Source organism: Caulobacter sp. AP07, assembly GCF_000281955.1.
Taxonomy (GTDB): Bacteria; Pseudomonadota; Alphaproteobacteria; order Caulobacterales; family Caulobacteraceae; genus Caulobacter.
The window spans coordinates 71,988-86,924 of sequence record NZ_AKKF01000239.1 but is presented as its reverse complement, the minus strand read 5'-3'; the positions used below and the strand labels follow the sequence as shown (position 1 = coordinate 86,924).

At 68.2% G+C, this 14,937-nt stretch carries 8 protein-coding genes; 4 read left to right on the top strand and 4 right to left on the bottom strand.

The window, feature by feature from the left end:
- Positions 1 to 41 precede the first annotated feature (41 nt).
- The 4 genes from PMI01_RS21465 (at position 42) to PMI01_RS21450 (ending at position 6,530) form a co-directional block, all read left to right on the top strand.
- Positions 42 to 3,149, top strand: coding sequence for a TonB-dependent receptor (locus PMI01_RS21465; RefSeq protein WP_007674127.1), 3,108 nt, complete (start codon positions 42 to 44; stop codon positions 3,147 to 3,149).
- A 108-nt stretch (positions 3,150 to 3,257) separates the two neighbouring features.
- A complete protein-coding gene (locus tag PMI01_RS21460; protein ID WP_007674126.1) occupies positions 3,258 to 3,986 on the top strand; it encodes a SapC family protein in 729 nt (242 codons plus the stop codon).
- A gap of 4 nt (positions 3,987 to 3,990) precedes the next feature.
- Positions 3,991 to 5,022, top strand: coding sequence for a cupin-like domain-containing protein (locus PMI01_RS21455; protein WP_007674125.1), 1,032 nt, complete (start codon positions 3,991 to 3,993; stop codon positions 5,020 to 5,022).
- Positions 5,023 to 5,039: 17 nt separating this feature from the next.
- On the top strand, positions 5,040 to 6,530 hold the full coding sequence (locus PMI01_RS21450) for a tryptophan halogenase family protein (RefSeq protein ID WP_007674124.1): 1,491 nt from the start codon (positions 5,040 to 5,042) through the stop codon (positions 6,528 to 6,530).
- A 19-nt stretch (positions 6,531 to 6,549) separates the two neighbouring features.
- Here the strand turns inward: PMI01_RS21450 and PMI01_RS21445 are convergent, their stop codons facing one another.
- From PMI01_RS21445 to PMI01_RS21430, 4 genes are all read right to left on the bottom strand, one after another.
- Complete coding sequence (locus PMI01_RS21445; protein WP_007674123.1) at positions 6,550 to 7,689, bottom strand: YncE family protein; 1,140 nt, start codon at positions 7,687 to 7,689, stop codon at positions 6,550 to 6,552.
- A 144-nt stretch (positions 7,690 to 7,833) separates the two neighbouring features.
- Positions 7,834 to 10,632, bottom strand: a complete 2,799-nt coding sequence (locus PMI01_RS21440; RefSeq protein ID WP_051990009.1) for a TonB-dependent receptor — start codon at positions 10,630 to 10,632, stop codon at positions 7,834 to 7,836.
- 218 nt (positions 10,633 to 10,850) lie between these two features.
- On the bottom strand, positions 10,851 to 11,054 hold the full coding sequence (locus PMI01_RS21435; RefSeq protein ID WP_007674119.1) for a hypothetical protein: 204 nt from the start codon (positions 11,052 to 11,054) through the stop codon (positions 10,851 to 10,853).
- A 51-nt stretch (positions 11,055 to 11,105) separates the two neighbouring features.
- Positions 11,106 to 14,891 carry a LamG-like jellyroll fold domain-containing protein gene (locus PMI01_RS21430; protein WP_007674117.1) on the bottom strand — a complete coding sequence of 1,262 codons (3,786 nt, stop codon included), beginning with the start codon at positions 14,889 to 14,891 and terminating at the stop codon, positions 11,106 to 11,108.
- Positions 14,892 to 14,937: the final 46 nt, after the last annotated feature.

Genomic DNA, 14,937 nt, shown 5'->3' with positions numbered 1-14,937 from the left:
AATTGAAGCCCAATTCACGGGCACAGCGCGGGGAAACGATCATGAAGCGGCACCGTCGGTGGACTACGTCTGCGTCTCTGTTGGCCTTGTCGGCGGCGCTTGCCGCAGGCCATGCCGCGGCCCAGGAGGCGCCTAAATCTGATAGCGTGGAAGAGATCATCGTCACGGGCATTCGGGCCTCGCTCGACCGCGCCATCGAGATCAAGCGCAGCAACAGCGGCGTCGTCGACGCGATCTCGGCCGAGGACATCGGCAAGTTCCCGGACACCAACCTGGCGGAGTCGCTGCAGCGCATCACCGGCGTGTCCATCGACCGCACGAACGGCGAGGGCTCCCAGGTCACGGTGCGCGGCTTCGGCGGCGGGTTCAACCTGGTGACGGTCAACGGCCGCACCATGCCGACCGCCAACGTGGTGACCGTCGGCGGCGACCAAGCGGCGGACTTCGCCGGCGGCACCAGCCGCTCGTTCGACTTCTCCAACCTGGCCTCGGAAGGCGTCAGCACGCTGGAGGTCTACAAGACCGGCCGCGCCGCGATCCCCTCCGGCGGCATCGGCGCGACGATCAACGTCAAGACGCGCCACCCGTTCGAGGCGCGCGAGTCCGGGCTTTCGGGCAGCATCGGCGTCAAGGCGGTCTACGACACCGGCGTCGACAAGAGCCTGGAGGACGCCGACAAGCTGACGCCGGAAGTCTCCGGCCTGCTCAACTGGACCGACGACAGCGACAAGTTCGGCGTCGCCCTGTTCGGCGCCTACCAGAAGCGCAACTACACCAGCCGCGCCGCCACCTCCAACGACTGGAACATCCGCCGCTACGCCGACTTCATCAATCCGGCCAACGGCTTCGTCCGCAACGGCGGCGCCACCCAGATCACCAACGCGCCGAAGGATCTCAACACCCTGGTCGCGATCCCCAACGACAGCCGCTACCACTTCTCCGAAGGCCAGCGCGAACGTCTGAACGGCCAGTTCACGGCGCAGTATCGCCCGATCGAAAACCTGACCCTGACGGCCGACGCCCTCTACGCCCGCAACAAGACCTACGAGAAGCGCAACGACAGCACCAACTGGTTCAACCGTCCGTTCGACAAGGTGACGTTCGACGACAACCCCGTCGTCGCCACGGCCGTGCTGCTGCAGGAAACGCTCAGCGGCACCAAGGACATGGGCTTCGAGCAGCAGTATCGCGCCAACGAGGACACCCTGAAGTCCTACGGGCTGAACGCCGCCTGGGACCTCAGCGACCGGTTCAAGGTCGTGGTGGACGGCCACATCTCCAAGGCCGACAGCGCGCCCGACGCTCCCAACGGAACCAGCTCGACCTCGGTCAGCATCGGCGCGCCGATCGTTTCGAGCCACTCGGTGGACTATAGCGGCAAGATCCCGGTCCAGAGCTTCACGATCAACGACGCCCTGCCGCGCGGCAACGCCAACGGCGTGCTGGATGTCGGCGACCTCGGCAGCCAGGTGGCCCGCACCTCCGCCCAGCGCCAGCAGCACGAGATCAAGGAAATCCGCGCCGACGCCACCTGGGATCTGGACGACGACGGCGGCAGCCGGTTCGACTTCGGGGTGAACTACCGCACCTCCAAGATGACCCAGTCGGCCATCAACACCCAACAGGACCTGGGCAGCTGGGGCATCTCCAACCCGCGTGACGTGAACCAGTACGCCGGCAGCCTGGTCAGCACCTTCTGCATGGCCTGCAAGTTCGACAGCTTCGATCCGAAACAGAGCGGTCCCGGCCTGATCTCGTTCCGCGCCAACGCGGTCGACCTCTACAACGCCCTGTCGCCGGTCTACGCCCAGCGCGGCAACGCCGTCGCCGTCACCAGCCAGGCCAACAACCGCGTCGACGAGGATATCCTGGCCGGATACTTCCAGTTGACCTGGAAGGCGCAACTGGCGGGACGCCCGGCGACCCTGGTGGCCGGCGTGCGCTACGAAGAGACCAAGGTCACGTCCACGTCGCTGGTCCGTTCGCCGCGCGCGATCATCTGGACCGCCGACAACGACTTCCGCGTCGATACGCTCTCCACCTACGCGCCGATCTCCGGCAAGGGCAAATATTCGAACCTGCTGCCGGCGATGGACTTCCAGGTGGACCTGACCGACGACATCGTGGGTCGCTTCTCGTTCAGCCGCACGATCGCTCGACCGGACTACGGCAACCTGTTCGCCGCCCAGACCGCCGGAGCGCCCAACCGTCCGATCGCCAACGGCGCCATCCCGCTAGGCACCTCGGGCAACCCGAACCTGCAGCCGCTGATCTCCGACAACTTCGATGTTTCGCTGGAGTGGTACTACAAGCCCAGCAGCTTCATCTCGGCGGGCTTCTTCGAGAAGCGGGTCAACAACTTCGTCGGGACGGGCACGGTCACGCAGAACCTGTTCGGCCTGCGCGATCCCAGCTCCGGCGCGGCCGGCACCCGTTCGGGCGACGCCAAGGCTTCGCTCACGACGATCGGCGCCGACCAGACCGACGTGAACCTGTTCACGATGACGGCCCTGATCCAGCAGACCGGCTCCGTGGCCGCCGCGACCGCCCAGTTCCAGGCCAACCGCGGACCGAGCGGCGACCTGAACCAGGCGTTCGTGGATAACATCCTGGCCACCGTCGATATCGAGCCGACCGCGACCGATCCGCTGTTCAACTTCCAGGTCGCGCAGCCGATCAACAACGAGACCGGCAAGATCCACGGCTTCGAAATCGCCGCCCAGCACTTCTTCGGCGACACCGGGTTCGGCGTGGCCGCGGCCTACACCATGGTCCGGGGCGACATCGGCTTCGACATCGCCGCGGACCCGTCGCAGGACCAGTTCGCGCTGCTCGGGCTCAGCGACACGGCCAACGCCACGCTGATCTATGACAAGCACGGCATCTCGGCCCGGGTGGCCTATAACTGGCGTGACCGCTTCCTGCAGGCCACCAACCGCGGCGGCTCCCGGAACCCGGTCTTCGTCGAGCCCTTCGGCCAGCTGGACATCAACATCAGCTACGACGTGACCGAGAAACTGGCCATCTCGCTGGAAGGGATCAACCTGACCAAGGAGAGCCTGCGGACCTACGCCCGCGACGAGAACCAGCTGTGGTTCGCCCAGGAACTGGATCGCCGCTTCCTGCTCGGAGCGCGCTATCGCTTCTAGGCGGTGGACGTCGATCCAAGATGAGGGAAAGGTCGCTGTTCGCAGCGACCTTTTTCTTCTGGAGGCGCGGGGCAAGGGCTCGGCTTTTCGTGAGCCCGGAAGGCGGACATGACCAACAGAGTGCTGCTGAACAATGTCGACCATGGGGACCTGCGCGTCCTCACAGGGCATGGCGCGCGGTTCGGCGACGACATCAACCAGGTTCTGGTGCTGCCGACCGAGTTCGAGGACGTCCAGCGGGAATACCCGATGTTCTTCCGCAAGGACGCGAACGGCGCCTACCAGACGATCGCCCTGCTGGGGCTGGACCGCGACGAGAACCTGTTCCTGGACGATGGGGGCTGGCGGGCCCGCTATGTCCCTGCCGTGCAGCAACGCGGGCCGTTCTCGATCGCGCTGCAGGGCGACCGCTCGGCCGACTCCGCTCAGCCCGAACTGATGATCCATGTCGACCTGGATCATCCCCGGATCAGCCGGACGGAAGGGGAGGCGGTATTCCTGCCGGCCGGCGGCAACGCGCCCTACCTCCAGGGCGTCGTGGGTCTTCTCGGCGCCATCTATGACGGCCTGGAGATCGCCCCGTCGATGTTCGCGGCCTTCGACGACCTGGCGCTGATCGAGCCGGTCGCGGTCGAGATCAAGCTCGACGACGAGCGGTCCTACGACCTGCCCGACCTCTACACGATCTCCCAGGAGCGCCTGGTGGGGCTGGACGCGGCCGACCTCCTGCGGCTTCACCGGTCCGGGCTTCTGCGCGCGGCCCAGTGGGTCGTGTCGTCAATGGGAAACCTGCGGACCCTGATCGACCTGAAGAACCGCCGGCTGACGGCGGTCTGAACACATGGTCGATATCGCGCGCAGGACCCCGGTGGTCGCCGTCTCGTCGCCGAAGGACATCCCCTTCGATGAGATCCTGCGCGAGCAGAGGCCGATGATCTTCAGGGGGTTGGCCCGCGACTGGCCGCTGGTTCGGCTGGGCCTGGAGGGCCCGGAGCCGGCGATGGCCTACCTCGCCGGTTTCGCCAAGGGCCAGCGGGTGGTCGCCTATCGCGGCGCGCCGGAGATCAAGGGACGGTTCTTCTATGACGACACCGTCACCGGGATGAACTTCCAGGCCGGGCGCGAGCCGCTGGACGCCGTCCTGGACGACATCCGGCGTCATCTCGATGATGAGGCTGGCCCCTCTGTCTATGTCGGTTCCACCGACCTGGACACCTATCTGCCGGGCTTTCGCGCGCGCAACGACCTGGGGCTTGATCCCGAGACGTTCGGCGGCGAGCCGCCGCTGGTCAGCATCTGGATCGGCAATCGCACGACGGCGGCCGCCCACTACGACATGTCCAACAACATCGCCTGCTGCGTGGTCGGACGCCGCCGCTTCACGCTGTTTCCGCCCGACCAGGTCCACAACCTCTATCCCGGTCCGTTGGAGCCGACGCCCGGCGGCCAGGCCGTGAGCATGGTCGATTTCGAGAACCCCGACCACGACCGCTTCCCGGGTTTCCGCGACGCCTTGGCCGCCGCCCAGGTCGCCGAACTGGAGCCGGGCGACGTGCTGGTCTACCCGGCCCTGTGGTGGCATCAGGTGGAGGCCCTGGACGCCTTCAACGTGCTGGTCAATTACTGGTGGAACAGCGCGCCGGGCTTCATGGACACGCCCATGAACACCTTGCTGCACGGCCTGCTCAGCCTGCGCGATCGCCCCGATTTCGAGAAGCGGGCCTGGCGCGAACTGTTCGACCACTACGTCTTCGGGCCGTCCGACCGCGCGGGCGCCCACCTGCCCGAGGCGGCGCGCGGCGCGCTGGGTCCGATGGACGACCTCAAGGCCCGCCGCCTGCGCGCCTACCTGCTCAACCGACTGAACCGATGAACGAGGAGAAGGCTGCGATGGCCGAACAGGTCGTGAAGAAGGTGGTGATCGCCGGCGGCGGCTCCGCCGGCTGGATGGCCGCCGCCGCCTTGTCGAAGCAACTGGGGCCGTTGCTGGACATCACCCTGATCGAATCCGACGACATCGGCACGGTCGGGGTGGGGGAGTCGACCGTGCCCACGGCGCGCACCTTCAACGCCCTGCTCAATCTCGACGAACCGGAATTCATGAGCGCCTGCCAGGCGACCTTCAAGCTGGGGATTTCGTTCGAGAACTGGGGCGAGATCGGCGACCGCTACATCCACTCGTTCGGCCAGATCGGGAAGTCCACCTGGCTCGGTGACTTCCACCACTTCTGGCTTCAGGCCAAGGCGCAGGGGTTCGGCGGCGACCTTGGCGACTACTGTCTCGAGCTGAAGGCCGCCGAGGATCACCGGTTCTTCACCGACGAAAACGCCTCGTTGAACTACGCCTATCATATCGACGCCACCCTCTACGGCCGGTACCTGCGCGCGAAGAGCGAGGGCAAGGGCGTCCGGCGGGTCGAGGGCAAGATCACCAGCGTCAGGCAACGCTCCGACGACGGCTTCATCGAGGCCCTGGTGCTGGAGTCGGGCGAGGTGATCGAGGGGGACCTGTTCATCGACTGCACCGGCTTCCGGTCGCTGCTGATGGGAGGCGCCCTGGAGGTCGGCTTCGAGGATTGGACCAACTGGTTGCCCAACAACAGCGCCCTGGCGGTTCAGACGCGTTCGGACGCTCCGGCCTATCCCTATACCCGCGCCATCGCCCACCGGGCGGGATGGCTGTGGGGCATTCCGTTGCAGGGCAAGATCGGCAACGGCTTCGTCTATTCCAGCGACCACATGAGCGACGACGAGGCGCAGGCGGGACTGCGCGACATGATCGAGGGCGAGATGGTGGCCGAGCCTCGGCTCATCCGCTTCCGCGCCGGCCGCCGTCGCAAGGCCTGGCACAAGAACTGCGTCGCCCTGGGCCTGGCCGCTGGCTTCATCGAGCCGCTGGAATCGACCTCGATCCACATGATCATGGTCGCGGTGCACCGGCTGCTTCAGCTGTTTCCGTTCGCCGGTTGCAACGAGGCGCTCAGCGACCGCTTCAATCACCTGGCCGACGACGAGATCGAGAAGATCCGCGACTTCGTCGTGCTGCACTACAAGCTGACCGAGCGGACCGACAGCCCGTTCTGGGACCACTGCCGGACCATGGCAATCCCCGACAGCCTGGCCCATCGCATCGCTCTGTTCCGCGACAACGGCCACGTGTTCAGGGCCCCGGGCGAACTGTTCCAGACCGACTCCTGGCTGCAGGTGATGCTGGGGCAGAGGTTGCAACCCGGCGGCCACCACCACATGGGTCGCCTGATGCCGCCCGAGCAGTTGCGCCAGGCGCTGAACGATCTGAAGGGCAATATCGCCCGCGCGGTGGACAGGATGCCCAGCCACCAGGATTTCGTGAACCGCTACTGCCCGATCGCCCCGGCCTGACGGAGGAAGGCCAAGGCCCCTAGGGTTCGGCGGTCCTGATCGCCGCCGGGCCGGCGGGCATGGGCAGGGTGGCGGTGTGGCGCAGGCGACGGCCGTCGAAGGCGAAGGCCTCGATCGTCTGGCCGACCACGCACTGGACCAGCAGGCGGCGGGAGTCGCGCGACCAGGCCACGCCCTGGCCCCAGCCGCCGACGCCGGCCTGGGTGACCTTGGTCAGGCGTTCGCCGTCGATGCGCCAGATCTGGACCAGACCCCTGGGGTGATAGCCCGGCGCGTTGACGCCGAGGTTGGAGCCGTTGTTGACGTTGACGGCCACGTAGCGGCCGTCGGGCGACATCTTCAGGCCCTCCGGCGTCAGGCCGACGGCCACGACGTCGACGACGCGGGGAACGGGCGGGGCCAGGTCGATCAGGCTGACCGTATCGACGTCGCGCCCGCCGCCGCCGATGTTTCCTGACACGGCGAAGCGGCGCGGGCCGTCGGTGTCGATCTGGTAAGGGCGCAGGCCGGGGGCCAGGATCACCGGCGTGACGGTGACGGTCGCGCCGTCGATGCTCAGCTGGACGATCTTGTGATCGCGGTCGCGTGACACCAGGGCCCGGCGGTCGTCGTCGAAGAAGATCGGCATGGCCGGCGAGGAGTCCGGCTCGCCGACCCGGACCTTGCCGGCCGGGGTCAGGACGCCGCCGGCGACGGTGAAGACGCTGACTGTGCCCTCGGCGCGGTTGGCCACCAGGGCCAGGGTTCCGGCGCGGTTGATCGAGACGCCCGAGGCGCCGGCCCCGGCGTGCAGGGTGGCCGTCACCCGCCGGGTCTTCAGGTCGATGACGCTGACCACGTCGTCCGGGCTGATGGTGGTGGGATCGCCGGGCGTCAGCTGACGGGCCGCGGTGACCAGGGCGAAGGACTCGTCGGGCGCCACCGCCACGCTGGAGGGCGGGCCGATGACGCTGGTCGGGGCGGCGATCTCGCCGATGATCCGGGGCGGCGAGGCGGACATGTCGATCAGGGTGACGGAGTCCGGGGCCGGATGGGCCGGGACCACCTGCTCGCCGTCGTCCAGCACCTGCTTGCCGTCATTGGCCGAGACCGCGATCTGGGCCTGGGCGCCGGCCGCAAGGCTGAAGGCGGCGGCGGCGAGAAGGGCGCGAACGAGCATGGCTGATCCTGGACGAGCGACGCATCCCGCGCCACCGCGATTGGGGAAACGGAAAAGCGCGCGGACGCCGGGAGGGACGTCCGCGCACCTCTGCTGTCGAGACGCGACGGGGACAAGCCGCCGCGTCCTCGCTTCATCTGGTCGTCAGTAGGTGTAACGGACGCCCAGAATGAACTCGCGACCGGTGTGGTGGAAGAACGAGGACCGGTCGGCGACGGAGTCGTTGAACTGGTCCTGGTTCTCGTCGGTCAGGTTCACGCCCTCCAGGGTGAGCTTGAAGTGGTCGTTGACCGTGTACTGCAGCGAGGCGTCGACGTTCAGGGTCTCGCTGGTGCCGTCGGCGTCGGTGCCGGCCTCCGAACCCGGGATCCGGGTCAGGTAGGCGTCGCGGTAGGCCACCGAGGCCCGGGCGCTCCACTTGCTGTCCTCGTAATAGACCGTGGCGTTGTACGAGCTGGGCGACAGGCCGGTCAGGTTGGCCGTGGCCACCACCGCGCCGGCGCCGTTCAGGTAGTTGATCGACGATTTGACGTGCGTGTAGTTCAGCAGCACGCCGGTGTGCTTGAGGAAGCCCGGCAGGAAGGTCAGCGGCTGCTGGTAGTTGATCTCGTAGCCGGTCAGGTCGCCGCCGGGGGTGTTGCTCGGCACGGTGAACTGCCACTGGGCGCCGGGGCTGCAGCCGTTGGTCGCGCCGCAGGCGGCGATGGCCACGCTGTCGGGCAGGCCGAACGCATTGCCGGTGAAGGTCGAGTTGGTCTGCAGCGTCTGGACGAAGCTGCCGATCTCCTTCTTGAACACCGCCAGCGACAGCAGGCCCGACTGCTGGAAGTACCATTCGAACGACAGGTCGTAGGCCTTGGCCCGGAAGGGGTCGAGGTTGGGGTTGCCGGCGGTGACGCTGCGGCCGGCGCCCGAGACGCTGATCGTCGCGCCCGGGGTCAGGCTGCCCAGGTCGGGCCGCGACATCACCTTGGCCGCGCCGAAGCGGATCAGGACGTTGTCGATCGGCTCGTAGACCACGTTCATCGACGGCAGGGTGTCGCTGTATTCGCGCTCGGCGGTGATCGCCAGCGGCGCGCCGCTGACATAGGTGTAGCCCTGCGACTGCTGCTGGGTCTTGACGTAGCGCACCCCGAAATTGCCGCGCAGCGGACGCCCGCCGACCTGGGTGTCGAAGTCGGCCTGTACGTAGCCGCCGGCGTCCTTCTCGGTGACGCCGCGGTTGTTGCCCAGGGCCGGCTCCTTGCCCAGATGGAACGCACCGCCATAGGCGGTCTGGTCATAGAGGCTGAGCACCCCGGCGGCGGTCTGGACGTCGGGGATCAGCACGTCGGCGCCGGCGAAGCTGGCGATCTTGCCGTAGGACGAGGTCGGAAGGGCCACCAGGGCCGCCGGCACGGTGGGCTCGAGATTGGTGCTGGTGCCGTTGGAGCGGCGCAGCTCGGTGGTGGTGAACTTGTATTCCTTGAACGCCGCGCCGCCGCTCAGTTTGAAGATCCCCAGATTGGCCCATTCGCCGTCGATCTGGGCGACGTCATAGGTGTTGACGGCGGTCTGCGGCCGCTCGCGGATCTGGGTCAGCACCCAGCGCGAGGGATTGGTCAGCTGGGCGCTGCCGTAGTCGATCACCGGCAGGTTGCCGTTCCTGTAGTCGTAGGCATAGCCCTGGACGTTGAACTGGTCGAACTGGACCGTCGTCTGCACCGGGTTCTGGTGGTCCGACTTCGAATGGCCCAGCAGGCCGGTGATCTTGATGTCGTCGGTGATCTGCTGGTCGAGGTTGAGGCCCAGCTGGGTGAACTTGGTGTCGAGTTCGTCGAAGCGGTTCTCGACCCGCAGGTCGACGTTGTCGAACTTGCCGGCGATCATCGTGTTGTGGCTGTCGATGGTCGAGGACACCACGTGGGTCTGGGCGATGCCGCACGAGGTGGCGACGTTGGCCGCGGTGCAGGCCCCGCCGACGCTGAACGACGGCGCCTCGAGGTACTGTTCCTCGCGCGTGCCCTTGAAGTCGGCATAGAGGCCGTCGAAGCTGATCAGGGTCTTGTCGCTGGGCCGCCATTGCAGCGACAGGGTGCCGCCGATGCGCTCCTGGTCGTCGATATAGTTGTCGTAGCGCGGGAAGCGCGGGTGGAAGGCGGCGTTGTTGGCGGCGGCGGCCGGGTTGACGGTGGTCGGCAGGCCCGCGCCGTTGGGCAGGGCGTCGAAGCCGGGGCCGAAGGCGTTACCGGTCGCCCAGCGGACGGTCGAGGAGCCCTCGTCGTCCAGCTGGCGCTTGGTGTAGGCCACCGACAGCAGGGCGCCGAAGGTGTCGTCCTTCCAGGTGTTGGAGACCATGAAGGCGCCGCGCGGATTGGTCGACTTGGCCAGGTCGTTGTAGCTGCCCTGCAGCGAGCCGACCATCTTGAAGCCGTGATAGTCGAAGGCGCGGGCGGTGCGCAGGTCGACGGTGGCGCCGAGCGAGCCTTCCTCGGTGGCCGCCTCGGCGGTCTTGCGCACGGTGATGGCGCTGAACAGGTCCGAGGCGAAGACGTTGAAGTCGAACGAGCGGCCGCGGTTGATGCCGCCGCCGGCGTCCGAGCCGCCGCCGGTGGTCAGGGCTTCCATGCCGTTGATGCGCACGCGGGTGAACTGGGGACCCAGGCCCCGCACCGAGATCTGCCGGCCTTCGCCACCGTCGCGCGCCAGGGCGACGCCGGGGATGCGCTGGATGGATTCCGAGAGATTGAGGTCGGGGAACTTGCCGATGTCCTCGGCCAGGATGGAGTCGACGGCGGCGGACTCCTGGCGCTTGACGTTGAGGGCCTTGGCCAGGCTGGAGCGGAAGCCGGTGACCACCACTTCCGAGACGGCGTCATTGTTCGGCGTGGCCGGCGCGGCCGGCGCCGCCTCTTGCCGCGCCAGGGCCGGCGTGGCGGCCAGGCCCAGGCAGACGGCGGCCAAGGACGCGCTCGCCAGCCATGTGCGGCGTTGAACAGTATGCATACCCATTTCCCTCCCGACGGGACATTTTCTGACCGATGCTCGGTCTTGTTCTCGGGAGGGGCCGGGCGCCGACCGGCTTTCGGTTCGGCGGCGGGACCTCATCCCGCCGGGAGACTAGGAGCCGGCGGCGGCGCGCCGCCAATGCCGTTCTCGAACCTGTTGATGCCGGTCCGGCATCACGCGGCGCGGGCGATCAGCCCTTCGTAGCGGTGCAGGATCCGCTCCAGGGTGGAGCGCTTGACGGGCTTGCCGTCGCGCAGCTTGGTCCAGGTGGTTTCGCTGATCGCGTAGCAGTCAAACAGGTGCTCGCGAGTGACGGCCGGCAGCCGGGCGCGCAGGCGCAGGAAGAGATCGCGGGGAACGGTGAGGGTTTCGGCCATGGGTTAGGCAACGCCCCCGGAGCGCGTTCGCTCCGGGGTCTCCGGTTTTGGTCAGGGGGCGGTGACGACGTTGTTGAGCTGGGTGATCTCCGGCGCGCCGGCCGGGGTGACGATCCGCACGCGGTAGCCGGTCTTCCAGCCGGCCTTCGACGCCAGGCTCACCTGGGCGGTCTTGGGCTTCAGGTCCAGCGGCGCGGGCAGGGCGGGCGTGGTGGCGCGGGCCAGTTCGCGGCCGTCGGCGTCTTCCAGCACCACGACGCTGGCCGGGGCCGGTTTGGCGCCCAGGCTGTGGACGGTGACGCTCAGGCCTGAACGTGTCGCCTTGACGTCGTCACGCCCGATGCCCAGGTCGGCGCGCTCGGTCACCGGGGCGGCGGGGGTTTCCAGCGCGAAGTCCCAGGTGGTGGTCTGGCCGGGCGCGAAGGTCACGTCGACGCCGGTAGTGCGCTCGAAGGCCAGCTTGACCTCCGGATCGGCGGCGCCCTCGACGGCGCGGACCATCTTCCACTGGCCGGCGGCGACGTCCCAGCCGGTGAGCATCGCGTGGATCGGTCGGCCGGTCAGATTGTAGCCGGTGACCCTGAACCCCTTGGGGCCGCCGGTGACCAGGATGCCGACGTCCTCGGCGCCGGTCGGGGTGTCGAAGCGCCAACTGACCAGGTGGCCGGGGAACATCTGGTTGCGCCGCAGGGCCATGCCGCCCAGCCGCGAGCGCTGCAGGATGTCGCTGAACAGCTCCACCCGGTCCGACCACCAGTGGGCGTCGGTCATCATCCACATCCGTTGTTCGGCGGTGGTGATCTCGTCGCTATAGACCTTCTCCAGGAAGCGGGTGTCGCCGCTGGTCCGCCAGGCCTCGTAGAGGGTGAAGGGATCGTCGTCGCCGGCCTTGGCCCGACGCTCGAACTCGGCGCCCCAGGTCGCGCGCTGGCCCAGCATGTCGACAACGTCGCTGTTCAGCTCGTCCATGCCGCGCAGCTTGCCGTGCGCCATCTCGCCCTTCAGCGGCAGCAGGTACTTCTCGTCGCCGGTCCAGCGCCAGGCGGCCCAGAACAGCTGAATGGCCGAGATGTTGCCGCGCGCCTTGCCGGCCAGTTCGCCGCGCGACTGGCCGGTGGCGGCGTTGATGTCCTCCGGATAGCGCCAGGTCCCGTCCGGATCCTGTTTGCCGTGGGCCATGTGGCCGTCGGCCAGGTCGATGACCAGCTTGCGCAGGGTCGGGTCGCCGTTGAAGTCGGCCAGCATGATCCCGGGATGCAGGATCAGGTAGGAATAGGGGTGCGACCAGCCCCACGGGCCGTCGCGCGACACGTCGGTCGCCGAGAAGAATCGGCTGAGCGCGTGGACGTGGCCGTCCTCGCCCTTGCCCATGACAGCCGGATAGGCGCGGGCGGTTTCCATCAGCCGCTCGACGACCTTGGGGTCGCCGTAGCCGGTGTACATCGCCTCGGCCTTGAGGTTGATCCCCTCCTCGTAGGAGTGCAGCTCGTCGGTCTTGATCTTCGACAGGCCCAGCGGAAGCATGTCGTTCTTGTAGGCCGCGTCGGCCAGGGCGTTGAGCGAGGCGGTGGTCTTGTCGGGGATGTCGCCCATCAGGGCCAGGGGCGGCCACTGCTGGGTCAGGTCGTTGTCGTCGGAGATGCCGCCGCCGAAATCGCCGTAGGGGACCTGGCGGTTGTCGATCCACCATTCGATGAAGTGGCGGACCCGCTTGAGGTCCTCGACCTGGAGGAAGGCCCATTTCGGAACCCCGGCCGGGGCGACCGGCAGGGTGACGGGAGCGCCCGGCTGCTCCGGATTGAGCTCGGCCCACATCTCGCGCCCGTGCCGGTTCTGGGGATCGACCCGCAACAGGTTCGACAGCTCCAGGTCCAGCCGCGCGTAGCGGGCCAGGCGCTTGGAGACGTCGTGCTCCTCGACCAGGAAGGCCAGGTTGTCGCGCGCCTGGACCAGGCGGTCGGCGACGTGCTCGGGCCTGGCGTCCTGGGCGGGCTTGAACTTCAACCGTACGGCCATGCCGTCCAGCTGCCGGGCGTCGAAGTCGCCGCCGGCCCCGGCGATGGTCAGCAGGAGGCTCCTGTCCGGCGGCAACAGGCGGTCGCGGGTGTCGAGGAACACCGTGCGCGCTTCGCCCGGCTTGACCGAGACGTTGACGTCGATCAGGTCGCGGCCCGGCCACAGCGGGTCCTTGACCTTGATGTTCAGCGGGAACAGCCCGCCGTGGGTGGCCTTGACGTTCAGGGCCGGGATGTCGATCGCCACGCCGTCGAGGCCGGCGTCCATGCCCTGCCAGCCGTACTGGAACTTGCCCACCGGGCCGCCGGCCCGGCCCAGGCGGAAGTCGGCGGGGATCAGCACGTGGACGATCGGCAGCTTCGGGCCCGGGGCCTCGGCTCGGGCCTTGACCGGGGCCGAGCCGGGCAGGGCGGCGACCAGGGTCCGCTCGCCGGCCGCGAACCGGCCTCTGACGAAGGTGGTCAGGTCGTCCAGCGTCGGATAGGCGGCGGGATCGGCGCCCGGCCGCACGACATAGCTCAGCGTGAACTCGTCCGGCTCGGCGCCGGCCGTGACGTCGTAGGCGGCCAGTTCCTGGATCGGGGTTTCCTGGACGACATTGTCGAACCGCAGCTTGCCGCCCTTCAGGGGCGCGAACTGGTTGACGGTGCGCAACGGGCCCTGGGCCCGCTTGGCCAGCGGGGTCTCCTTGCCGGCGGCGTCGATAGAGGTCAGCGAACCATAGGCCGCGCCCTGGAACTCCAGCCGGTTCCAGGGCTCGTCGGGCAGGGTGAAGGTGATGGCCTTGCCGCCCTCGACATAGACGTTCCAGTCGGGCAGCTCGAAATAGTCGTGGCGGCCAGGCAGCTTGGAGCGGTTGTAGATGCCGGGCCAGGTGGTCTCGGCGATGCCGTCCGAGCCCAGGTCCATGCGTTCCTTCAGGTCGTACTGGTCGGTGAACTCGACCTTGCGCACGCGGGTCGCGACGTCGGCCAGGTAGGGCGGCGGATCGGCCGGGCGGTCCCAGCCGTAGCGGTGGAGCCAGGCCTTGGCGTCGGCGGCGGTCGTCGGCGCGGCCGTCGGTTCCTGGCCGGCCGCCAGCCCCGCGACGTCCGCGTCGCCCAGCGCGTGGTCGTAGACGCGGATGTCGTCGACGTCGCCGCCGCGGATGAACTGGTAGGCGCTCTGCACCTGGTGGGGCGAGATCACCCGGCTGTGCGGACCGAACTGGTCCAGGCCCGCGTCGAGGGCGGCGGCCTGGGCCTTGGCGGCCACCGGCTTGCCGTCGACATAGAGGGCGACCCCCTTGGCCTCGTCCCAGGTGAAGGTCACCAGGATCCACTGGTCGGGCCGGGGCGCCGGGGCGTCGACGCTCACGCGGACGCGCGCCAGGTTGTTGTCGGTGACGAAGGCGTCGAAGCCCTTGCCGTTCCAGTCGATGCGCAGCCAGGCCATGTCCCAGCTGGTGTGGTCGGCGTAGCCGACGCGGAACAGTGGGAAGGGCGTCGGGCCGACCGGGTCGCGGGCCCGCCAGTAGAAGCTGAGCGTGCCGCGCTGGGCGTAGATGTTGCCCGGGGCCATCCAGCTGAGCACCTCGTCGCCCGAGGCCTCGATATAGGGGCCGTGGACGGGGTCGGTCTGGATCTTGATCTTGTCGGCGAAGTTGGGCGCGGCCTGGCCGGCGGCGAGGTCGGCGGTCAGCCCCTTGTCGCCGGTCAGGTGGAAGAGCAGGCCGCCGTCGCCCTGTTGTTCCGGGGCGGCGTGGCCCAGCCCCGGGGCGGCGATCAGCGCGGCCGACAGCAGCAGCGCGGCCCTGAGGGTCTGTCTGGTTACGCGGGCCATGGCGCCCTCCCTGAATTCGCTCGTATCGAGTCTGTTGTGGAAACCG

Bases quoted from the DNA above. Each gene is read 5' to 3' on its own strand.
- PMI01_RS21445 (WP_007674123.1), bottom strand. From the start codon at position 7,689: ATGCTCGTTCGCGCCCTTCTCGCCGCCGCCGCCTTCAGCCTTGCGGCC.
- PMI01_RS21450 (WP_007674124.1), top strand. From the start codon at position 5,040: ATGGCCGAACAGGTCGTGAAGAAGGTGGTGATCGCCGGCGGCGGCTCC.
- PMI01_RS21435 (WP_007674119.1), bottom strand. From the start codon at position 11,054: ATGGCCGAAACCCTCACCGTTCCCCGCGATCTCTTCCTGCGCCTGCGC.
- PMI01_RS21455 (WP_007674125.1), top strand. From the start codon at position 3,991: ATGGTCGATATCGCGCGCAGGACCCCGGTGGTCGCCGTCTCGTCGCCG.
- PMI01_RS21460 (WP_007674126.1), top strand. From the start codon at position 3,258: ATGACCAACAGAGTGCTGCTGAACAATGTCGACCATGGGGACCTGCGC.
- PMI01_RS21430 (WP_007674117.1), bottom strand. From the start codon at position 14,891: ATGGCCCGCGTAACCAGACAGACCCTCAGGGCCGCGCTGCTGCTGTCG.
- PMI01_RS21465 (WP_007674127.1), top strand. From the start codon at position 42: ATGAAGCGGCACCGTCGGTGGACTACGTCTGCGTCTCTGTTGGCCTTG.